Here is a 17,619-nt window from a genome sequence, read left to right as displayed (position 1 = left end):
GTGGATGCCGGTGAGTACCTCGAAGGGGCGGTCCGGGACGTCCTGACCGCCACCGAACCGGGCCTCGACGACCAGGTCGGGTACGCCGCGCTGCTGCTCGCGGTCACCGGCGCCCTCGACGAGGCCGACCGGCTGGCCGGGCAGTGGCTGGCCCGCACGGAACGACCGGCGACCGCGCTGGCCGCGTCCCCGGTCCGGGCCCGCGCGTGGGCGATGCTCTTCGAAGCGCGCGGCGGCCGCCCGGACTGGGCCGAGGGCCTGCCGCCGCTCGACCTCGATCTCGAGGAACGAACACACGCGGCTGCCCTGCGCCGTCCGGTCTCCGACCTCGACGGCGTCCTCCCGCCGGGACCGATCGCCGAGGTGGTCAAGCACGTCGCGCCGTCGCGTCCGGACCGCGTCCGCACGGCGCTCGCCGACGGCGACCTCGCGCGGTGGGCGTCGCTGGCCGGGCAACGGCCGGACGTGGCGACCCTGGCGGCAACGCGCGCGCTGGCCCCGGCGCTGGTGGCCGGCGCGGACCCGCTGGGCCTGCGCGACTGGGCGCCGGGATGCGCGGGCGCGCTGGTCGCGGCCCTGCACGAGCGGTACCCGGCGGACCTCGGCACCTGGCCCGAGCTGATCGCGGAGATCATGCGGCTGCGCGGAACCACGACGACCGGACCGCTCCTGCGCGGCGGATCCACGGCGACCGGCTCCGGAAAATCACGGCCCGCCGAGCCGGTCGCCGGCGGCTCCACGGCGACCGGCACCGGGGAACTGCAGCCCGCCGAGCCGGTCGCCGACGGCGGATCCACAGCGAACGGCACTGGGGAACCGCAGCCCGCCCAGCCGCCCGCCAGCGGCGGAGCCACGCCGACCCGCTCCGGCGAACCGCAGCCCGCCGGGCCCCTCATGCGCGGCCGGACCCCCCTCCCGCCCCCGGCATCGGAAGCGGCGATCCGCTCGGCGGAGCTGCGGCTGGGCGTCGACCTGCCGGAGGACTTCCGCGAGTTCCTGCGCACCTGCGACGGCCTGCCCGCGGACGTCGTCTTCCCCCGGCTGCTCGGCACCGCGGACCTGCGGATCGAAGGCGGCGTGGTGATCCTCGCCGAACCCGCGGTGCTGCTGCTTTCGGCGTCCCACGTCGTGGAGGTCGACCCGGTGCTCGGCACGACGGTCCACCAGTCGTTCCGCGCGGCGCTGGTCCAGCACGCCACGCTGCTCGCCCAGGCAGGCTAGCTTGGTCCCGGTGACCACCCTCACCGCGGAGAAGATCACCCCGGACAACGTCGCCGCCGCGTGCCAGCTGGCCGTCGAGCCGCACCAGAAGGACTTCGTCGCGCCGGTCGCCGTCTCGCTCGCCGAGGCCTACACCCAGCCGGAGATCGCCTGGCCGCGGCTGATCCTCGACGACGGCGAACCGGTCGCCTTCGTGATGGGCGGCTTCAACCCCGGCGCGGAGCTCGACTTCTTCCGCTGCGGGATCTGGCGGCTCAACGTCGGCGCCGGCGTCCAGGGCCGCGGCCACGGCCGGTTCGCCGTCGAAACCGTCCTCGAAGAGGCCCGCCGGCGCGGCGAAAAGGCCGCCACGGTGCTGTGGCTCCCGGCCGAGGGCGGGCCCGAGAACTTCTACCTCAAGCTGGGCTTCCGCCCCACCGGCCAGACCTTCAACGGCGAGGTCGTCGGCCGGGTCGAGCTCTAGGCCTGGCCGCGTTTCTTGCGCTCGGTGTACTCGCGCATCCGCTTCGGGTAGCCGACCCGCGCGACCTCGTAGACCGGGATCGAGCGGCGGTGGCCGAACTGCTGGGCCGCCTCCAGGCTGCCGATCCGGCGCCGGGTCCACTCGCCGTCGTGGGCGATCAACACCACAGTGGTCTCGGTGACGTTCGTCTTCGGCTCGACGAACGCCTCCACACCCCGGCGCGTGGCCGCCCACTCGTCGAGGTGATGGGTGTCTTCGGAACTGGCTTTCCGCAGCGTGCCGGCCTTCTGCCCGCCCTTGGCGCGCCTGCGCAGGGAGTCGAACAACCCCACCGCGACCACCTTCCCTCCCGAGACTTTCCCCACTCATTATCCCGATGTCCCCGTGTGGTCGGTGTCGCACACCCGGCTAGCTCGCAGCCCCGTCCGGCGTAGTGACAAGATGGCGGGTGTCGCGCGCGCGGTTATACCGGGCACGGGCGACGACAGAGCACCACCCCACTGCTTGCCGAGGAGCTATTGAAGTGACCGACACCTCCGCCGACCTCGTGATCCTGGGAGGCGGATCGGGCGGCTACGCCGCGGCGTTCCGCGCGGCCGAGCTGGGCCTTTCCGTCACGTTGATCGAGAAGGACAAGCTCGGCGGGACCTGCCTCCACCGGGGCTGCATCCCGACCAAGGCCCTGCTGCACGCAGCCGAGGTCGCCGACGAAACCCGCGAAGCCGAGGCGGTCGGCGTCAAGGCCGTCTTCGAGGGCATCGACATCGCCGGGGTCAACAAGTACAAGGACGGGATCGTCTCCCGGCTGTACAAGGGCCTGCAGGGCCTGGCCAAGGCGCACAAGGTGAACCTCGTCGAGGGCAGCGGCACGTTCGTCGGCGGCACCACCGTCGAGGTGGACGGCACCCGCTACACCGGCAAGAACGTCATCCTCGCCACGGGTTCGTACTCGCGCACGCTGCCCGGCCTGGAGCTGGGCGGCCGCGTGATCGCCAGCGAGCAGGCCCTCTCCCTCGACTACGTCCCCAAGAAGGTCGTCGTCCTCGGCGGCGGCGTGATCGGCGTCGAGTTCGCGAGCGTCTGGGCCTCCTTCGGCGTCGACGTCACCATCGTGGAAGCGCTGCCGCGGCTCGTCCCGAACGAGGACGAGTTCGCGTCCAAGCAGCTCGAGCGCGCTTTCCGCCGTCGCAAGATCGCCTTCAAGACCGGTGTGAGGTTCACCGGCGCGAAGCAGGACGAGAACGGCGTGAGCGTCTCGCTGGAGTCCGGCGAGACCATCGAGGCCGACCTGCTGCTGGTCGCCGTCGGCCGCGGGCCGAACTCGGCGGGCCACGGCTACGAGGAAGCCGGCGTCAAGATCGAGCGCGGCTTCGTCCTCACCGACGACCGGCTGCGCACCAACCTGCCGAACGTCTACGCCGTCGGCGACATCGTCCCCGGCCTGCAGCTCGCGCACCGCGGCTTCCAGCAGGGCATCTTCGTCGCCGAGGAGATCGCCGGGCAGAGCCCGCGCGTGATCGACGAGAGCGGTATCCCGCGCGTCACCTACTCCCACCCGGAGGTCGCGTCGGTCGGGCTGACCGAGTCGCAGGCCAAGGAGAAGTACGGCTCGGACGTCACCACGTTCACCTACGACCTCGGCGGCAACGGCAAGAGCCAGATCCTCAAGACCTCCGGCGGGGTCAAGCTGGTCAAGGCACCCGACGGGCCCGTCGTGGGTGTACACATGGTGGGCGACCGAGTCGGCGAGCTCATCGGCGAAGCGCAGCTGATCTACAGCTGGGAAGCTTTCCCCGAGGACGTCGCCCCGCTCATCCACGCCCACCCCACCCAGACCGAGGCCCTCGGTGAAGCGTTCCTTGCCTTGGCCGGCAAGCCGCTGCACGTGCACAGCTGACGTCTCACCAGCAGAATCCAGACCACGCAGAATCTTGAAAGAGGAGTCAGCGAACGATGGCCTACTCCGTCACACTGCCGGAGCTCGGGGAGAGCGTCACCGAAGGCACCGTCACCCGGTGGCTTAAGCAGGAGGGCGACACCGTCGAGGTCGACGAGCCGTTGCTCGAGATCTCGACCGACAAGGTCGACACCGAGGTCCCCTCCCCGGTGGCGGGCACGGTCGTGAAGATCAGCGCCGCCGAAGACGAGACCGTCGAGGTCGGCGGCGAGCTCGCCGTGATCGACGACGGCTCGGGCGGCGTGCCCGAGTCTTCGGCCCCGGCACAGGAAGAGCCCGCGCAGGAGTCCGCGCCCGAGCCCGAGCCGGAGTCCCGGCCCGAGCCGCAGGACCAGGACAGCGCCCCGAGCAAGCCGGACACCGCGCCGGCCGCCGGGGGTGAAGGCACCGAGGTGAAGCTGCCCGAGCTGGGCGAGAGCGTCACCGAAGGCACCGTCACGCGCTGGCTGAAGCAGGTCGGCGACTCGGTCGAGGTCGACGAGCCGCTGCTCGAGATCTCCACCGACAAGGTCGACACCGAGGTGCCGTCGCCGGTCGCCGGCACGGTGCTGGAGATCCGCGCGGGCGAGGACGAGACCGTCGAGGTCGGCGGTGTCCTGGCCGTGATCGGTGCCGCCGGTGCGGCGCCGAAGGCGGAGTCCGCGCCGGAGCCGGTCCAGGAGACCAAGCCCGAGCCGAAGCCGGAACCCGAGCCGGAACCGAAGCCCGAGCCGGTCCAGCAGGCCAAGCCGGAACCGAAGCCCGAGCCCAAGCCGGAGCCGAAGGCCGAGCCGGCCGCGGCGAAGGAGAGCTCGGCGGACGGCCCGTACGTCACGCCGCTGGTCCGCAAGCTGGCGTCGGAGCACGGCATCGACCTCACGTCGCTGACCGGCAGCGGCGTCGGCGGCCGGATCCGCAAGCAGGACGTCCTGGCCGCGGCCGAGGAGAAGCAGAAGGCGGCCGCCGCTCCGGCTCCCGCCGCTGCCGCTCCGGCCGCAGCCGCCCCGGCGGCGCCCGCCCCGCGTCCGGCGGCCGCGGTGTCGCCGGAGCTCGCGGCGCTGCGCGGCACGGTGCAGAAGGCCAGCCGGATCCGCCAGATCACGGCCACCAAGACCCGCGAGTCGCTGCAGATCGCCGCGCAGCTCACGCAGGTCCAGGAGGTCGACGTCACGAAGATCGCCAAGCTGCGGCAGCGGGCGAAGGCGAACTTCAAGGAGCGCGAGGGCGTCAACCTGACGTTCCTGCCGTTCTTCGCGAAGGCCACCGTCGAGGCGCTCAAGCAGCACCCGAACGTCAACGCGTCCTACAACGAGGACACGAAGGAGATCACCTACCACGGTGCCGTGCACCTGGGCATCGCGGTGGACACCGACCGCGGCCTGCTCTCGGTGGTCATCCACGACGCGGGCGAGCTGAGCCTGGCCGGTATCGCGCACCGCATCGCCGACCTGGCGGGCCGGGCGCGCGCCGGGCAGATCAAGCCCGACGAGCTGTCCGGTGGCACGTTCTCCATCACGAACATCGGCAGCGTCGGCGCTCTGTTCGACACGCCGATCATCGTGCAGCCGCAGTCCGGCATCCTCGGGACCGGCGCGGTCGTCAAGCGCCCGATCGTCGCCACCGACGCGGACGGCAACGACACCATCGCCATCCGGTCGATGGCGTACCTCCCGCTGACGTACGACCACCGCCTGGTGGACGGCGCCGACGCGGGCCGCTTCCTGATGACGATCAAGCAGCGTCTGGAAGAGGGCAACTTCGAGGACGAGCTCGGCCTCTGATTCACCCTGACGAAGGCCGCCACGGGACTCCCGTGGCGGCCTTCGCCGTTTCCGGTTCCCGGGTGTGAAACGTGCGGTCCGGCTGTGCGGGCGCGCAGCGGATGCGCAACGATCGACCCATGCGAGTACTGATCGCCGGAGCGAGCGGCTTGATCGGGTCGGCGCTGGGCGACCGCCTGCGGCGCGAAGGCCACGACGTCCGCCGGCTGGTGCGGCGTGAGACGCGCGGGACCGGCGAATTCCGCTGGGATCCGCCGTCGGGCGCCATCGCCGACGGCGCCTTCGAAGGCGTGGACGCCGTCGTGAACCTCGGGGGCAAGCCGCTGTTCCCCGGGCGGTGGAGCGCGATGCGCAAGCAGGAGCTCATCGACAGCCGGGTCGAGCCGACCGAGGTGCTCGCCGAAGCCGTTGCCGAACACCGCGTCGGCGTGCTCGTCAACGCTTCCGCCGTCGGGTACTACGGCCACACGCACGAGTCCACTGTGGACGAATCGGGACCGCGCGGCCGCGGTTTCCTCGCCGAGCTCTGCGAAGCCTGGGAAGCGGCAACGGCGGGTGCGGGCGACGCGCGCGTCGTGCACATCCGGACCGGGCTGGTGCTGTCCACGAAGGGCGGTCTCTACAAAACGCTGCGCCCGCTCTTCCAGCTGGCCCTGGGCGGGCGGCTCGGCGACGGCCGTCAGTTCATGCCGTGGATCGCCCTCGAGGACGAGGTCGGCGCCATCGTCCACGTCCTCACGCACGACGACCTGGCCGGCCCGGTCAATCTCAGCGGCCCGGCCCCGGTGACGAACGCCGAGTTCACCAAGGCGGTCGGGCAGGCCCTGCACCGCCCGGCGCCGTGGTGGGTGCCCGGGATCGCGCTCAAGACCGTGCTCGGCCAGGCCGGCGAGGAGATGGCGCTGTTCGGGCAGCGGGCCGTCCCGGCCGCGCTGGAGCGGTCCGGCTACGAGTTCCGGCACCGGACCCTGGACAGCGCGCTCGCCGCGGCATGAGCGTTCCGCTGCAGCGCTGGCTCGTCGTCGGCGTGGTGCTCTCGGCCGCGTTCGTCGTGCTCGGCCTGAGCGTGGCGCGGCAGCCGCTGACCCTCGACGTCGAAGTCGCGGACGCGCTGCACGGCGTGTACGCGGAACCGCTCGGCCGGGTGGCGCAGGCCGGGAGTGACGTCCTCGGACCGGTGCTCCCCTTCATCCTGGGCGCGGCGCTGCTCGCCTTGGCGCTGCGGCAACGGGCGCACCTCGGGCTGTGCGTGCGGCTGGCCGTCGTGCTGGTGCTGTGCCGGCTGACGAGCCTGGTTTTCAAGCCGCTCTTCCTGCGGGAACGCCCGCGCGACTACCCGGACCTGAGCTACCCGAGCGGGCACGTGGTGTCGGTGGCGAGCACGGGATTCGTCCTGCTCCTGCTGTGCGCGTGGCTGTGGCCGCGGCTGGTCCGCCGGGTTTCGGTGGCGGTCGTCGTGGCCGTCGTGCTGGGCGCCGCCTGCCGCGTCGTGCTGGGCGTGCACTGGGTCACCGACACGATCGGAGCAGTGCTCGCCGTGACCGGTGTCGGGCTGCTCTCAGCGTGCGCCTTGCGGCTGCTTCCCCCGGGTGACGGGCGTAGCCTCGACGGGTGAGTTCTTCCCGCATTTCCTGCCGCGCCACCACCGAGCCCGTCGACGTCGTGGAGCTCGGCACGATCGAGTACACCGAAGCCTGGGAGCTCCAGCGGAGCCGGCTCACCGAGCGCGCCGACGGCACCGCGCCGGACACGATGTTCCTGCTGCAGCACCCGTCGGTGTACACCGCGGGCAAGCGCACGGAGCCGGCCGACCGCCCGGCCGACGGCACCCCGGTGATCGACGTCGACCGCGGCGGCAAGATCACCTGGCACGGCCCCGGCCAGCTGGTCGGCTACCCGATCGTGAAGCTCGGCGACCCGATCGACGTCGTGCACTACGTGCGGCGCCTGGAGGAGGCGCTGATCCACGTGTGCGACCAGCTCGGCGTGCGCAGCGGCCGCGTCGAAGGCCGCAGTGGCGTCTGGATCCCGGCCGACGAGCGCGGCATCGAGCGCAAGATCGCGGCGATCGGCATCCGCGTCCAGCGCGGCGTGACGATGCACGGCTTCGAGCTCAACTGCAACGCGGACCTCTCGGCGTTCGACTCGATCGTGCCGTGCGGAATCCGCGACGCGGGCGTGACGTCGCTGTCGTACGAGCTGCAGCGCGACGTGAGCGTGGAGGCGGTGCTCCCGCTGGCCCGCGACGCCGTCCTGGCGGCTCTCGAAGGCGAGCTCCCGGTGAGCGAAGACCGCTGGCTGCCGCGTCCCGAAGCGCCCCAGGCACCGGGCGTCACCTTCGCGCTCCAGAACTGACAAGTGCCGTTAAGGCCACCTTACGGGCGTCTGACGCCCGTAAGGTGGCCTTAAGGGCACTACTGCTCAGTCCAGCTGCGGCGCGACCTCGGCCGCGATCAGCTCGAGCTGGTCCACATCGGACAGATCCAGCAGCTGCAGGTAGACGCGGGTGATCCCGGTCTTCTCCCGCCACTGCCCGATCCGCTCGACGACCTCGGCGGGCGTCCCGGCCAGGCCGTTCGCGCGCAGCTCGGTGACGTCGCGGCCGATGCCCTCAGCCCGGCGCGAAACCTCCTCCTCGGAGCGGCCGACGGCGATGGTCAGCGCCACCGAACGCAGGATCTCCTTGGGGTCGCGGCCGATCTCCTGCGCCGCCGCGTCGACGCGGGCGAACTGCGCGGCCGCCGTGTCGGCGTCGGTGAACGGCAGGTTGAACTCGTCCGCGAACCGCGCGGCCAGCGCCGGCGTGCGCTTCTTGCCCTGCCCGCCGATGATCACCGGCGGCGCCGGGGACTGCGCCGGCTTCGGGAGGCCCGGCGACTCCGTCAAGGTGTAGTACTGACCGGCGAAGGAGAACGTCGAGCCCGCCGGCGTCTTCCACAGCCCGGTGATGATCTCGAGCTGCTCGGCGTAGCGGTCGAAGCGCTCCTTCAGCGGCGGCAGCGTGAGGCCGTACGCCTCGTGCTCGGCGTCGTACCAGCCGGAGCCGAGGCCGAACTCGACGCGCCCGCCGGACATCTGGTCGACCTGGGCGACCGAGATGGCCAGTGGCCCCGGGTACCGGAACGTCGCCGCGGTGACGAGCGTGCCGAGCCGGATCCGGCTGGTCTCCCGCGCCAGGCCGGCCAGGGTGATCCAGGCGTCGGTCGGGCCGGGCAGGCCGTCGGCCGAGCCCATCTTCAGGTAGTGGTCGCTGCGGAAGAAGGCGTCGTAGCCGGCGGCTTCGGTCGCCTTGGCGACGCGCAGCAGGTCGTCGTAGCTGGCCCCTTGCTGGGGCTCGGTGAAGATCCTCAAGTCCACGAAAGTCAGCCTATAGAGACGTCGGGCTCCGTGCGCCGCAGCCGTACCAGCATCCGGACGATCACGTCCTCGATCTCGGCGCCGACCTTCTTCGGGTCCGGCGAGCTGGCGATCTCGGTCGCCGCGCTCGACAGCGCGCCGAACAGCAGCCGCGCGGTGACCTCGACCGGCACGGGCTCGACCTCGCCCGCGTCGATCAGCGACTGCAGGCCGGACCTGACGAGCCCGAAGCTGCACCGCTCCTCGGCCTCGCGCCAGCGCTCCCAGCCCATGACGACCGGCGCCTCGTGGATGGCGATCCGCTGGTAGGCGGGGTCGAGGCAGGCGCGGATGAACGCGTTGAGCCCGCCGAGGGCCCGCTCCCACGGCGAGCCTTCGCCGGTCATGATCTTGTCGAGACGGTCGTAGACGAGGCTTTCGACCTGGTCGAACGCGGCTTCGAAGAGCGCCTGCTTGCCGCTGAAGTGGTGGTAGAGCGCACCCTTGGTGACGCGGGCGCGCTTGGCGATCTCGTCGAGCGAGGTACCCGCGTAACCGCGTTTGGTGAACAGTTCCACCGCGCTGTCGACCAGCGCCGACCGGGTCGACTCGGAGTAGTCGAGCCGCCTGGACCTCATTGTCGCCACCTTCACACCTTACGCCGGGAGGATCTCTCCATACTCATGGTATGTTCGCCTGGTCAGGTCCGTACCGGGAGTATGCCGCAGACCCGCGGTATGACCCGGGCCACGGAAGGGGAGCCCACGATGAGCTGGACAGACTTCTACCGACGTCAGGAAATCCTCGACGCCACGGTTCGCCTGGCCGCCCGGAATCCGGGCGCGCCGCTGCCGCTCGACGAGATCCCCGGCGCCGAAGAGCACTTCGGTACCGAGGAGAACGTCCTGCTGGCCCTGCAGTACCAGTGGACGAGGACGCTGAGCGGCCGCCTGCGCGCCGAGGTCACCGACCCGGACGACGCCGACGGCCTCGGTGACCACGTCGACGCCGTCACCCGCGCCTGGCGCGCGTCCGCCGACGAGCACGAGCCGCTGCGCGCGGTGCTCGACGGCGGTTACGAGCGGCACGCGTCGCTGCGCCGGATGCACGAAGGCGAACTGCGGATGCTCGCCGTCACGGCCGGGCTGGCCGACCCGCGCGAGCCGGGTGAAGAGATCGTCAAGGTGGGTCACGCGCTCGAGGCGCTGCTGCGCACGAGCCGCGAAGAGCCCGCCCGCCGCCGTCCCGTCATGGGACACCTGCGGCGCCTGCTCGCGCCCAGTGCGTGACAGGAGTTAAGTAAGCGCATGACGGAGCGCTGGACCGACGCCGACATCCCCGACCAGACCGGCCGGGCCGCCCTGATCACGGGGGCGAACTCGGGGCTCGGGCTGCGCACCGCCGAGGTGCTCGCGGGCAAGGGGGCCCGCGTGTTCCTCGCCTGCCGCTCCGCCGAACGCGGCGCGAAGGCACTCGACATCGTCAAAGCGGCCGCCGCGGGCGCCGAGCCCGAGCTCATCCCACTGGACCTGAGCGAGCTCGCCTCGGTGCGCGCGGCCGCCGCGTCGGCCCGGGAGCTGACCGGCGACAAGCTGGACATCCTGGTCAACAACGCCGGCGTGATGGCGACCGCCCGCGGCCGCACCGCCGACGGCTTCGAGCTGCAGTTCGGCACCAACTACCTCGGGCACGCGGCGCTGACGTGGCTGCTGATGCCCGCTTTGCGCGGCGGACGGCACGCCCGCGTCGTCACGCTGTCGAGCCTCGCCGCCACCGGCGCGCGCATCCACCTCGACGACCCGAACGGCGACCACCGCCGCTACAACGCGGCCGCCGCGTACGGCCAGTCGAAGCTCGCCGACCAGGTGTTCGCGCTCGAACTGGACCGGCGCCTGCGGGCCGCCGGCGAAGACATCCTCAGCGTCGCCGCGCACCCCGGGTACACCGCGACCGGGCTCGGCAGCGGCATGGCGCGTTCGTACTCGAACCCGGTGGTCCGGTCCGTCATCGCCGGCGGCCACCGCGTCGGCGAGGTCCTGTTCGCCCAGGGCCCCCGGATCGGCGCCCTCCCCCAGCTCTACGCGGCGACGGCGGACGGCGTCGAAGGCGGCAGTTACTTCGCACCGCGAGGCCTCGGAAACCTGCGTGGTCATCCCGTCGAGGTGCCCATGCTGGCGACCGCCCGCATCGAGCCGCTGGGGTCCGCATTGTGGGAGCTCACGGCGAAGTTGACCGAGGTCACCCCCGATCCCGCCTAGCCCGGACGGGCGTACGGTTGAGAGCGTGAGTGCTGCGCCTGAAGGCCGGAAGCTGCTGCGTCTGGAAGTCCGCAACAGTGAGACGCCGATCGAGAAGAAGCCGCCGTGGATCAAGACGCGGGTGCGGATGGGGCCGGAGTTCACCGAACTCAAGGGTCTCGTACGCCGCGAGGGTCTGCACACCGTCTGCGAAGAGGCGGGTTGTCCCAACATCTACGAATGCTGGGAAGACCGCGAAGCCACGTTCCTCATCGGCGGCGACCAATGCACCCGCCGGTGCGACTTCTGCCAGATCGACACGGGTAAGCCCGCTGCTCTCGACCGCACTGAGCCCCGGAAGGTCGCCGAGTCCGTTCAGGCCATGGGTCTGCGGTACTCGACCGTGACCGGTGTGGCTCGGGATGACTTGGACGACGGTGGCGCGTGGCTGTACGCCGAGACCGTCCGCCAGATCCACGCTCTGAACCCGGGTACCGGTGTGGAGTTGCTGATCCCGGACTTCAACGCCGACCCGGCGCAGCTGGCCGAGGTCTTCGGCTCGCGGCCGGAAGTCTTGGCCCACAATGTCGAAACGGTGCCGCGGATCTTCAAGCGGATCCGTCCCGGGTTCCGGTACGCGCGTTCCCTGGAAGTCATCACTGCCGCGCGTGAAGCGAGTCTGGTCACGAAGTCCAACCTCATCCTGGGCATGGGCGAGACGCCCGACGAGGTCGCTCCGGCGATGCAGGACCTGGTCGACGCCGGCTGCGAGATCTTGACGATCACGCAGTACCTGCGTCCCTCGCCGCGGCACCACCCGGTGGACCGGTGGGTGAAGCCGGAGGAGTTCGTCGAGCACTCCAAGGCTGCCGAGGCGATGGGCTTCGCGGGTGTCATGGCCGGACCGCTCGTCCGGTCGTCCTACCGCGCGGGACGCCTGTACGCCCAGACGAAGGCCCACCGCGGCGAGGTCCTCCCGGAGAACCTCCAGCACCTCGCGGTCGAAGGACCCGCAGCTCAGGAAGCCGCGTCGCTGCTGGCGCGGTGACGCGCGTCACCCCACCATCCTTAAAGGATCGGTAAAGTGGGTGGCATGGCCCTGGTTTCGGACCTCCTCAGCTGGTTGCAAGGACTCCCGGAACCGGGGCTCGTCGCGGCGACCGGCGGGCTGGTCTTCGCCGAGTGCACGATCGGGCTGGGTTTCCTGGCCCCCGGCGAGTCCGGGCTGCTCATCGCCGCGACGACGGCCACCACGGTCGCCCGGTTCGTGGTCCTGTGGCTGGCGGTCACGCTCTGCGCGACCGCGGGCGACGCGCTCGGCTACCTGATCGGCCGCCGTTTCGGGTCGCGGCTGCGCGAGACGAAACTGATCCGCAAGTACGGCCTCGACGCGTGGGACAAGGCGACCGCGGTCCTGGAGCGCCGCGGCGCGTGGGCGGTGTTCTTCGCCCGGTTCCTGCCGGTGATCCGCACGCTGACCCCGGCGGCGGCCGGGACGTCCGGACTGCCGTTCCGCAAGTTCCTCCCGGCCGCGGCGGCGGGCGCGTTCTGCTGGTCACTGGTCCACATCAGCATCGGCGCGGCCCTCGGCGAGGCGGCGAAGCGGATCGAAGGCGTGTTGAACACAGGCGGCCTGATCGTGGTCGGCGTGCTCGCCGCGGTCGGAGTGTTCTTCCTGCTGCGCATGAAGAAGCGGAAAGCCCTCGCCACGCCGGAACGCGAGCCCGAACGAGTCCCCTGACCCGAGTGAACCCTGTCGGACCCACGAGGGTGCGACCCGGGCGGACCCGGGCCGCGCCCTCCCGGCGTCAGCGGCGGGCGCGCGCCGCCTTGCCGGTGGCCCAGCCGGCCAAGCCGAGCGCCAGCAGCGCCCCACCGGCGACGAACGGCCAGGATCCGGTGCCCGGCGCCACGGCCGGCGCCGGAGCCGCGGCGAGGTCGTACCCGCCGAGCTTGCCCTGCGCCCGGTAGGCCGAGCCAGGCAGCTTGTCGCCGTACAACCGGTGCACCAGCTGCTGGTACGCCACCAGCGTCACGCCGTCGCCGACCCGCTGGCGAGCCGGGTCGTTGAGCGCCAGCACGCGACCGTCGCGCACCCGGTACCACGCGTTGACCTGCGGTTCGGTGAACACGAGGTCGCTACCCGCCTGCGCCGGGTAGGTCAGCTCCTCGGTGCCGGTCGTGAAGTTGCTCGCGGCCCAGCCGCCCGCTTCCGGCGTCACCCACACGGTCGCCTGACGGCCCGTCGACGCCGAAGCGCGCACCGCGTAGAACGCGAACGACGCCGGCGCGGCCCCCGGCTTCCCGGCGACGAAAGCCGGGTCCAGCGAATACACCGACTGGGGCGAACCGTCCACCTCGGGCGCCTGCGCGACGTCCGAGCGCGCGGCGCCCGCCCGGCGGTCGAGCTGGCCGAAGAACGCCGAAAGCTGCGCGTCCGCCGACTTGACCGCAGCGGCGATCTCACCCGGCGAAGGCTGGGAGGCCGAAGCCGTCCCGCCGAAACCGAGCACCAGGGCCGCACCCGCGACCAGGACAGCGAGTCCACGGAAGACGTTCATGCTCACGCCCCGATCCGGTAGAGGGACTGCGCCCACTGGAACTGCCCGTTGCGGACGTAGCTCGAGTGCGCCATCGCGCTGTAGCGCTGGCTGCTCGGCCACGGGTCGCCGTAGTAGACGAGCCCGCTCGCGTCGTAGCCGTAGATCACCTGGGCGTGGCCGCCGCCGGCGGTCCAGTAGATGCCGGTCTCGATCGGCCGCCGCGCGCCGATCTCGGTCTGCACCGAAGCCAGGCTGAGCGCGCCGGTCACCGTGCCGGGCCGCAGGCCGAGCGCCTGGTAACCGCGCTGGACGTAGGTCAGCTCGCCGGCCTGGTTCGGGCACTGCGAGCCGGCCGGGTAGCCGCGTGAGTAGTCGCAGAAGGTGTTCTGGCTGACGCTCGTGCCGTAGCCGAGGAACCGGGCGATGGTCAGGCCGCTCGCGGCCCAGCACCACTGGTCCTGCTCCTGGACCAGCTGGCTGATCGACAGCGTGGTCGCTTCGGTGGTCGCGCTCGCGGGCGGGGAGAGCAGGCCGGTGAGGGCCACGCACAGCGCGCCGAGCGCCATTGCTCGTCTGAAGTGCATTCGTTGCTCCTTGTCGGCAACAGGTGGGGACTTCGTGAGCTTCTCCCGTTGCCGCGCCGGGCAGTAATCCCAGCGGGGATAACACCGGCGTTATGCCGCCTATCGGGCAGGCGCCAGCCCGCTTCCCGAATACTCGCGGCACCAGCGCGCGAAATGCGGATTCCGCTGCCGGGACGCCGCGTACGCCACTTCCGCGCACCGGAACACCCGGTCGGTCGTCGGCGTGCGGGCGTCGTCCTCGCGGGTCGCGAACAGCAAAGTCGTCCACAGCGGGTCACCCGCGAGCGGCAGCGCGACGAGACCCGGCGGCGGCGCCGAAGCCGCCTGCGCGAGGCAGACCGCGCCCTGCGCGATGAGCGTCCCCGCGGTACCCGCCTCCGACGTGAAGTGCCGCACGCGCGGGCTGAACCCGGCGGCCGCGCAGGCCTGCAGGAACCGCACGCGCACGCAGTTTTCGTGCGGGGGCGGGAGGATCCAGTCGCAGCCGGCCAGGTCGGCGAGGTCGACGACGCCGTCGCGGATCGCCGGGTGGCCGTGGGCGATGCCGACGAAGATCGGCTCGGTGGCGAGCGTCCGGACGGTCAGGTCGGCGAAGTGGTGCGCCTCCGTGCTGTCGAAGCGTTCGAGCAGCGCGACGTCGACGCGGCCGGTCGAAAGCAGCTTGAGCAGGGTGAGCGACGCCGGTTCGGCGTACGTCTGGACGTCGACGTCCAGCTCCCCCAGCTCCTCGATGAACCGGCCGATGATGAGCAGCGGGATGTACCCGATCCGCAGGGTCTCCGGCCCGTCCTCGCCGTGCCGCCGGGCGGAGGCCACGAGGGCCTGCATGTCGGACAGCAGCGCGTCGGCGCGGGCGAGCACGAACCGGCCGAGCTCGGTCGGGCGCACGCCGCTGGGGCCGCGGACGAACAGGTCGCCGCCGAGGATCCGCTCGATCCGCTTGAGCTGCGCGGTGAGGGCGGGCTGGCTGACGCCGAGGACGGTCGCGGCCCGGCTCACGCTGCCGCCGTCCGCGACAGCGCGGACGGCCCTGAGATGCCGCAGCTCCAGCTCGGCCACGTCCAGCAGGCTAACGCCGTCTTCCCGGGCGGCACGACCTGCGAAAGTCGGGCTTACTACATTCGGCGGTATGAGTCTCGCGGATCTTCCCCGGCCGATCGGGTTCGTCCTCGGCGGGGGCGGCAGCCTCGGTGCGATGCAGGTCGGCATGCTGCGCGCGCTCACCGAAGCCGGTGTCACGCCGGATCTGGTGGCGGGCACGTCGGTCGGCTCGCTCAACGCGGCGGTGCTGGCCCTGCCCGGCGACGACGTCTTGGCGCGCCTGCACGGCATCTGGGCGCACATGACGCGCGCCGAGGCATTCCCCGGCGGCGTGCTGAGCCGCGTCCGGACGCTGACGCAGAGCAAGACGCACCTGTTCCCCAACACCGGCCTGACGGGGATCATCGCCGACCACCTCGGCGCCGAAACGCGCTTCGAGGACCTGGCGCTGCCGCTCGGCGTCGTCACGACGCAGGTCGACACCGCCGAGCCGCTGCTGATCCGGTCGGGGCCGATCCTGGCGCCGCTGCTGGCCAGCTGCGCGATCCCGGGGATCTTCCCGCCGGTGGAGCACGAAGGGCGGCTGCTCTACGACGGCGGGCTCGTCGCGAACGTACCGATGCGGCAGGCGCTGACCATGGGTGCGAAGTCGCTGGTGGTGCTCGACTGCGCGTTCCCCGGGAAGCTGCCGGAGGCGCCGCGGACGTTCGCCGAGGTGATGATGTTCACCGCGATGATCTCCATGCGGAACCAGGCGGTGCTGGAAGCGCCGGTCGCGGCCGCGCAGGTGCCGGTCGTGTACCTGCCGGGGCCGGCGCCGGTACGTGTGAACCCGCTCGATTTCGGGCACACCGAAGCACTGGCGGAAGAGGCGTACTCGGCCGCGCGGGAGTTCCTCGACGGGATCTCGGTGAGCGGGCCGGGACTTTACGGGGCGCCGGGCCTCGTCGTCACGTGATCCGCGTCACGCCGATGCACCGATCCGCCGGGAAGAACGTCATCGCTATCGCGTAGTTTTGATGACGAATGCCCGCCGACCCCAATTTCCCAAAAAGAGACAATATGCCCCCCAAGAAGATTTTACTTTCGGTGGCCGGAATCCTCGCCGGAGCACTGCTGGTTTCCGCCTGCTCGTCCGGTGACGACGGCGGCTCACCCGGCGGTGGGGCGCCCGTGTCCGGTTCCGCGTCGGCCGCGGCGACCCCCGTCGCCGTGTCGTTCGAACCCGCGGGCGGCACGGGGGTGAGCCCGGCGACGCCCGTCGTCGTCAAGGCCGCCAACGGGAAGCTCCTCGACGTCACGGTGACCAACACCGCGAAGGGGACCAAGGTCGGCGGCAAGCTCGCCGCCGACGGGGCCAGCTGGACGTCGACCGAGCCGCTCGGCTACGGGGCGACGTACAAGATCGTCGCGCACGCCCAGGGCGCCGACGGGAAGCCGGTCGAGCAGGACAACCAGATCAGCACGATCGCGCCGAAGAAGCAGGCGAACGCCAACCTGATCCCCGCGCCGTCCGCGGTGGCGAGCTCGGGCGTCGGCGTCGGGCAGCCGATCGTGTTCAGCTTCGGGAAGATCGCCGTGAAGAACAAGGCGGCGGTGGAGAAGGCCCTGACGGTGGAGTCCACGCCGAAGCAGGAGGGCAGCTGGTTCTGGATCGACGACTCGAACGTCCACTACCGGCCGAAGGAGTACTGGAAGGCCGGCACGACGCTGAAGGTGACGGCCAAGATCTACGGCGTCGACTTCGGCAACGGCGTCTTCGGCGCGGAGGACCGCACGGAGACGTACAAGGTGCACGATTCCTGGATCGCGAAGGCGGACGGGAACACCGAGCAGATGCAGATCTTCCACAACGGCGCGATGGTGAAGTCCATGCCGATCTCGATGGGCAAGGACGCGACCCCGACGCATTTGGGCGCGCACGTCATTTCGGACAAACAGGCGAATTACACGATGGATTCGTGTACGTACGGCGTTTGCCCGCCCGACCCGAAGGCGTACCGGTCGAACGAGAAGTTCTCGGAGCGGATTTCCAACGACGGCGAGTTCGTCCACGAGAACCCGAACAGCGTGGGGCAGCAGGGCAGTTCGAACGTGTCGCACGGCTGCATCAACCTGAACGGCGCGAACGCCCAGTGGTTCTTCCAGAACATGGGCCTCGGTGACGTCGTCGAGGTGACGAACTCCGGCGGCCCGCAGCTCCCGGTGTGGGACCTGTACGGCGACTGGTCCAAGTCCTGGGCCGACTGGCAGGCCGGCTCGGCCCTGAAGTAACCGTCTCAGTCTTGCCCCAAGGGGGGGGGGGGGGGGGGGGGGCCCGGCCCCCCCCCCCCCCCCCCCCCCCCCCCCCCCCCCCCCCCCCCCCCCGCGGCCGGGAGGCGTGTCACCGTCGTCGGCCTGCGGCGGCGTGCCGGCGGTCGTGTTCGCGACGCTGGTGTCCGCGAACTTCAGCTCACCGCTCGCCAGGTTCACGGTCG

The 17,619-nt window shown here is 71.4% G+C and carries 19 protein-coding genes; 13 read left to right on the top strand and 6 right to left on the bottom strand.

Annotated features, from left to right (window positions below; genetic code table 11):
* Nucleotides 1-1,221, top strand: coding sequence for an SMI1/KNR4 family protein (locus tag QQ657_RS53015; RefSeq protein WP_284750095.1), 1,221 nt, complete (start codon nucleotides 1-3; stop codon nucleotides 1,219-1,221).
* 10 nt (nucleotides 1,222-1,231) lie between these two features.
* Nucleotides 1,232-1,684, top strand: coding sequence for a GNAT family N-acetyltransferase (locus QQ657_RS53010; RefSeq protein ID WP_284750094.1), 453 nt, complete (start codon nucleotides 1,232-1,234; stop codon nucleotides 1,682-1,684).
* On the opposite strand, the gene QQ657_RS53005 is transcribed toward QQ657_RS53010, so the two are convergent.
* A complete protein-coding gene (locus QQ657_RS53005) occupies nucleotides 1,681-2,025 on the bottom strand; it encodes an oxidoreductase (protein WP_284750093.1) in 345 nt (114 codons plus the stop codon). The genes QQ657_RS53010 and QQ657_RS53005 overlap by 4 nt on opposite strands.
* A gap of 182 nt (nucleotides 2,026-2,207) precedes the next feature.
* Here QQ657_RS53005 and lpdA point away from each other — a divergent pair, with 182 nt between their 5' ends.
* The 5 genes from lpdA (at nucleotide 2,208) to lipB (ending at nucleotide 7,756) form a co-directional block, all read left to right on the top strand.
* Nucleotides 2,208-3,581, top strand: coding sequence for a dihydrolipoyl dehydrogenase (gene lpdA, locus QQ657_RS53000; RefSeq protein WP_284750092.1), 1,374 nt, complete (start codon nucleotides 2,208-2,210; stop codon nucleotides 3,579-3,581).
* A gap of 56 nt (nucleotides 3,582-3,637) precedes the next feature.
* Complete coding sequence (sucB, locus tag QQ657_RS52995; protein WP_284750091.1) at nucleotides 3,638-5,401, top strand: 2-oxoglutarate dehydrogenase, E2 component, dihydrolipoamide succinyltransferase; 1,764 nt, start codon at nucleotides 3,638-3,640, stop codon at nucleotides 5,399-5,401.
* A gap of 119 nt (nucleotides 5,402-5,520) precedes the next feature.
* Nucleotides 5,521-6,396, top strand: a complete 876-nt coding sequence (locus tag QQ657_RS52990; protein WP_284750090.1) for a TIGR01777 family oxidoreductase — start codon at nucleotides 5,521-5,523, stop codon at nucleotides 6,394-6,396.
* On the top strand, nucleotides 6,393-7,016 hold the full coding sequence (locus QQ657_RS52985; protein ID WP_284750089.1) for a phosphatase PAP2 family protein: 624 nt from the start codon (nucleotides 6,393-6,395) through the stop codon (nucleotides 7,014-7,016). Before QQ657_RS52990 ends, QQ657_RS52985 begins: the two co-directional genes overlap by 4 nt.
* A complete protein-coding gene (gene lipB / locus QQ657_RS52980) occupies nucleotides 7,013-7,756 on the top strand; it encodes a lipoyl(octanoyl) transferase LipB (protein ID WP_284750088.1) in 744 nt (247 codons plus the stop codon). The genes QQ657_RS52985 and lipB overlap by 4 nt, the downstream gene beginning before the upstream one ends.
* A gap of 66 nt (nucleotides 7,757-7,822) precedes the next feature.
* On the opposite strand, the gene QQ657_RS52975 is transcribed toward lipB, so the two are convergent.
* The gene (locus QQ657_RS52975) at nucleotides 7,823-8,758 is read right to left on the bottom strand and encodes an LLM class F420-dependent oxidoreductase (RefSeq protein WP_284750087.1); all 936 of its coding nucleotides are present in this window, start codon (nucleotides 8,756-8,758) and stop codon (nucleotides 7,823-7,825) included.
* Nucleotides 8,759-8,763: 5 nt separating this feature from the next.
* A complete protein-coding gene (locus QQ657_RS52970) occupies nucleotides 8,764-9,375 on the bottom strand; it encodes a TetR/AcrR family transcriptional regulator (protein WP_155541882.1) in 612 nt (203 codons plus the stop codon).
* 129 nt (nucleotides 9,376-9,504) lie between these two features.
* Between QQ657_RS52970 and QQ657_RS52965 the strand changes: the two genes are divergently transcribed.
* From QQ657_RS52965 to QQ657_RS52950, 4 genes are read left to right on the top strand one after another with little or no spacing between them, the layout of a single operon-like run.
* A complete protein-coding gene (locus QQ657_RS52965; protein WP_284750086.1) occupies nucleotides 9,505-10,026 on the top strand; it encodes a hypothetical protein in 522 nt (173 codons plus the stop codon).
* Nucleotides 10,027-10,044: 18 nt separating this feature from the next.
* The gene (locus tag QQ657_RS52960; protein WP_284750085.1) at nucleotides 10,045-10,995 is read left to right on the top strand and encodes an oxidoreductase; all 951 of its coding nucleotides are present in this window, start codon (nucleotides 10,045-10,047) and stop codon (nucleotides 10,993-10,995) included.
* Between the two features lie 25 nt (nucleotides 10,996-11,020).
* Nucleotides 11,021-12,022 (top strand): lipoyl synthase, encoded by a 1,002-nt coding sequence (lipA, locus tag QQ657_RS52955; RefSeq protein ID WP_284750084.1) that lies wholly within the window; start codon nucleotides 11,021-11,023, stop codon nucleotides 12,020-12,022.
* A 45-nt stretch (nucleotides 12,023-12,067) separates the two neighbouring features.
* Nucleotides 12,068-12,715, top strand: a complete 648-nt coding sequence (locus QQ657_RS52950) for a DedA family protein (protein ID WP_284750083.1) — start codon at nucleotides 12,068-12,070, stop codon at nucleotides 12,713-12,715.
* 67 nt (nucleotides 12,716-12,782) lie between these two features.
* Here QQ657_RS52950 and QQ657_RS52945 read toward each other — a convergent pair whose 3' ends face one another.
* The 3 genes from QQ657_RS52945 to QQ657_RS52935 all read right to left on the bottom strand — a co-directional run bounded on the left by QQ657_RS52945 (nucleotide 12,783) and on the right by QQ657_RS52935 (nucleotide 15,160).
* Nucleotides 12,783-13,535: a hypothetical protein gene (locus tag QQ657_RS52945; RefSeq protein WP_284750082.1), complete on the bottom strand. Its 753-nt coding sequence runs from the start codon at nucleotides 13,533-13,535 to the stop codon at nucleotides 12,783-12,785.
* Between the two features lie 2 nt (nucleotides 13,536-13,537).
* The gene (locus QQ657_RS52940) at nucleotides 13,538-14,101 is read right to left on the bottom strand and encodes a papain-like cysteine protease family protein (protein WP_284750081.1); all 564 of its coding nucleotides are present in this window, start codon (nucleotides 14,099-14,101) and stop codon (nucleotides 13,538-13,540) included.
* 99 nt (nucleotides 14,102-14,200) lie between these two features.
* On the bottom strand, nucleotides 14,201-15,160 hold the full coding sequence (locus tag QQ657_RS52935; protein WP_284750080.1) for a LysR family transcriptional regulator: 960 nt from the start codon (nucleotides 15,158-15,160) through the stop codon (nucleotides 14,201-14,203).
* 70 nt (nucleotides 15,161-15,230) lie between these two features.
* Here QQ657_RS52935 and QQ657_RS52930 point away from each other — a divergent pair, with 70 nt between their 5' ends.
* On the top strand, nucleotides 15,231-16,100 hold the full coding sequence (locus QQ657_RS52930; protein WP_284750079.1) for a patatin-like phospholipase family protein: 870 nt from the start codon (nucleotides 15,231-15,233) through the stop codon (nucleotides 16,098-16,100).
* A gap of 104 nt (nucleotides 16,101-16,204) precedes the next feature.
* The gene (locus QQ657_RS52925) at nucleotides 16,205-17,416 is read left to right on the top strand and encodes a L,D-transpeptidase (RefSeq protein ID WP_284750078.1); all 1,212 of its coding nucleotides are present in this window, start codon (nucleotides 16,205-16,207) and stop codon (nucleotides 17,414-17,416) included.
* Nucleotides 17,417-17,619 lie beyond the last annotated feature (203 nt).

It is taken from the genome of Amycolatopsis ponsaeliensis, from assembly GCF_030182635.1.
Classification (GTDB): domain Bacteria; phylum Actinomycetota; class Actinomycetes; order Mycobacteriales; family Pseudonocardiaceae; genus Amycolatopsis; species Amycolatopsis ponsaeliensis.
The sequence above is the reverse complement of the archived record's forward strand: the minus strand, read 5'-3'. Positions and strand labels throughout refer to the sequence as shown.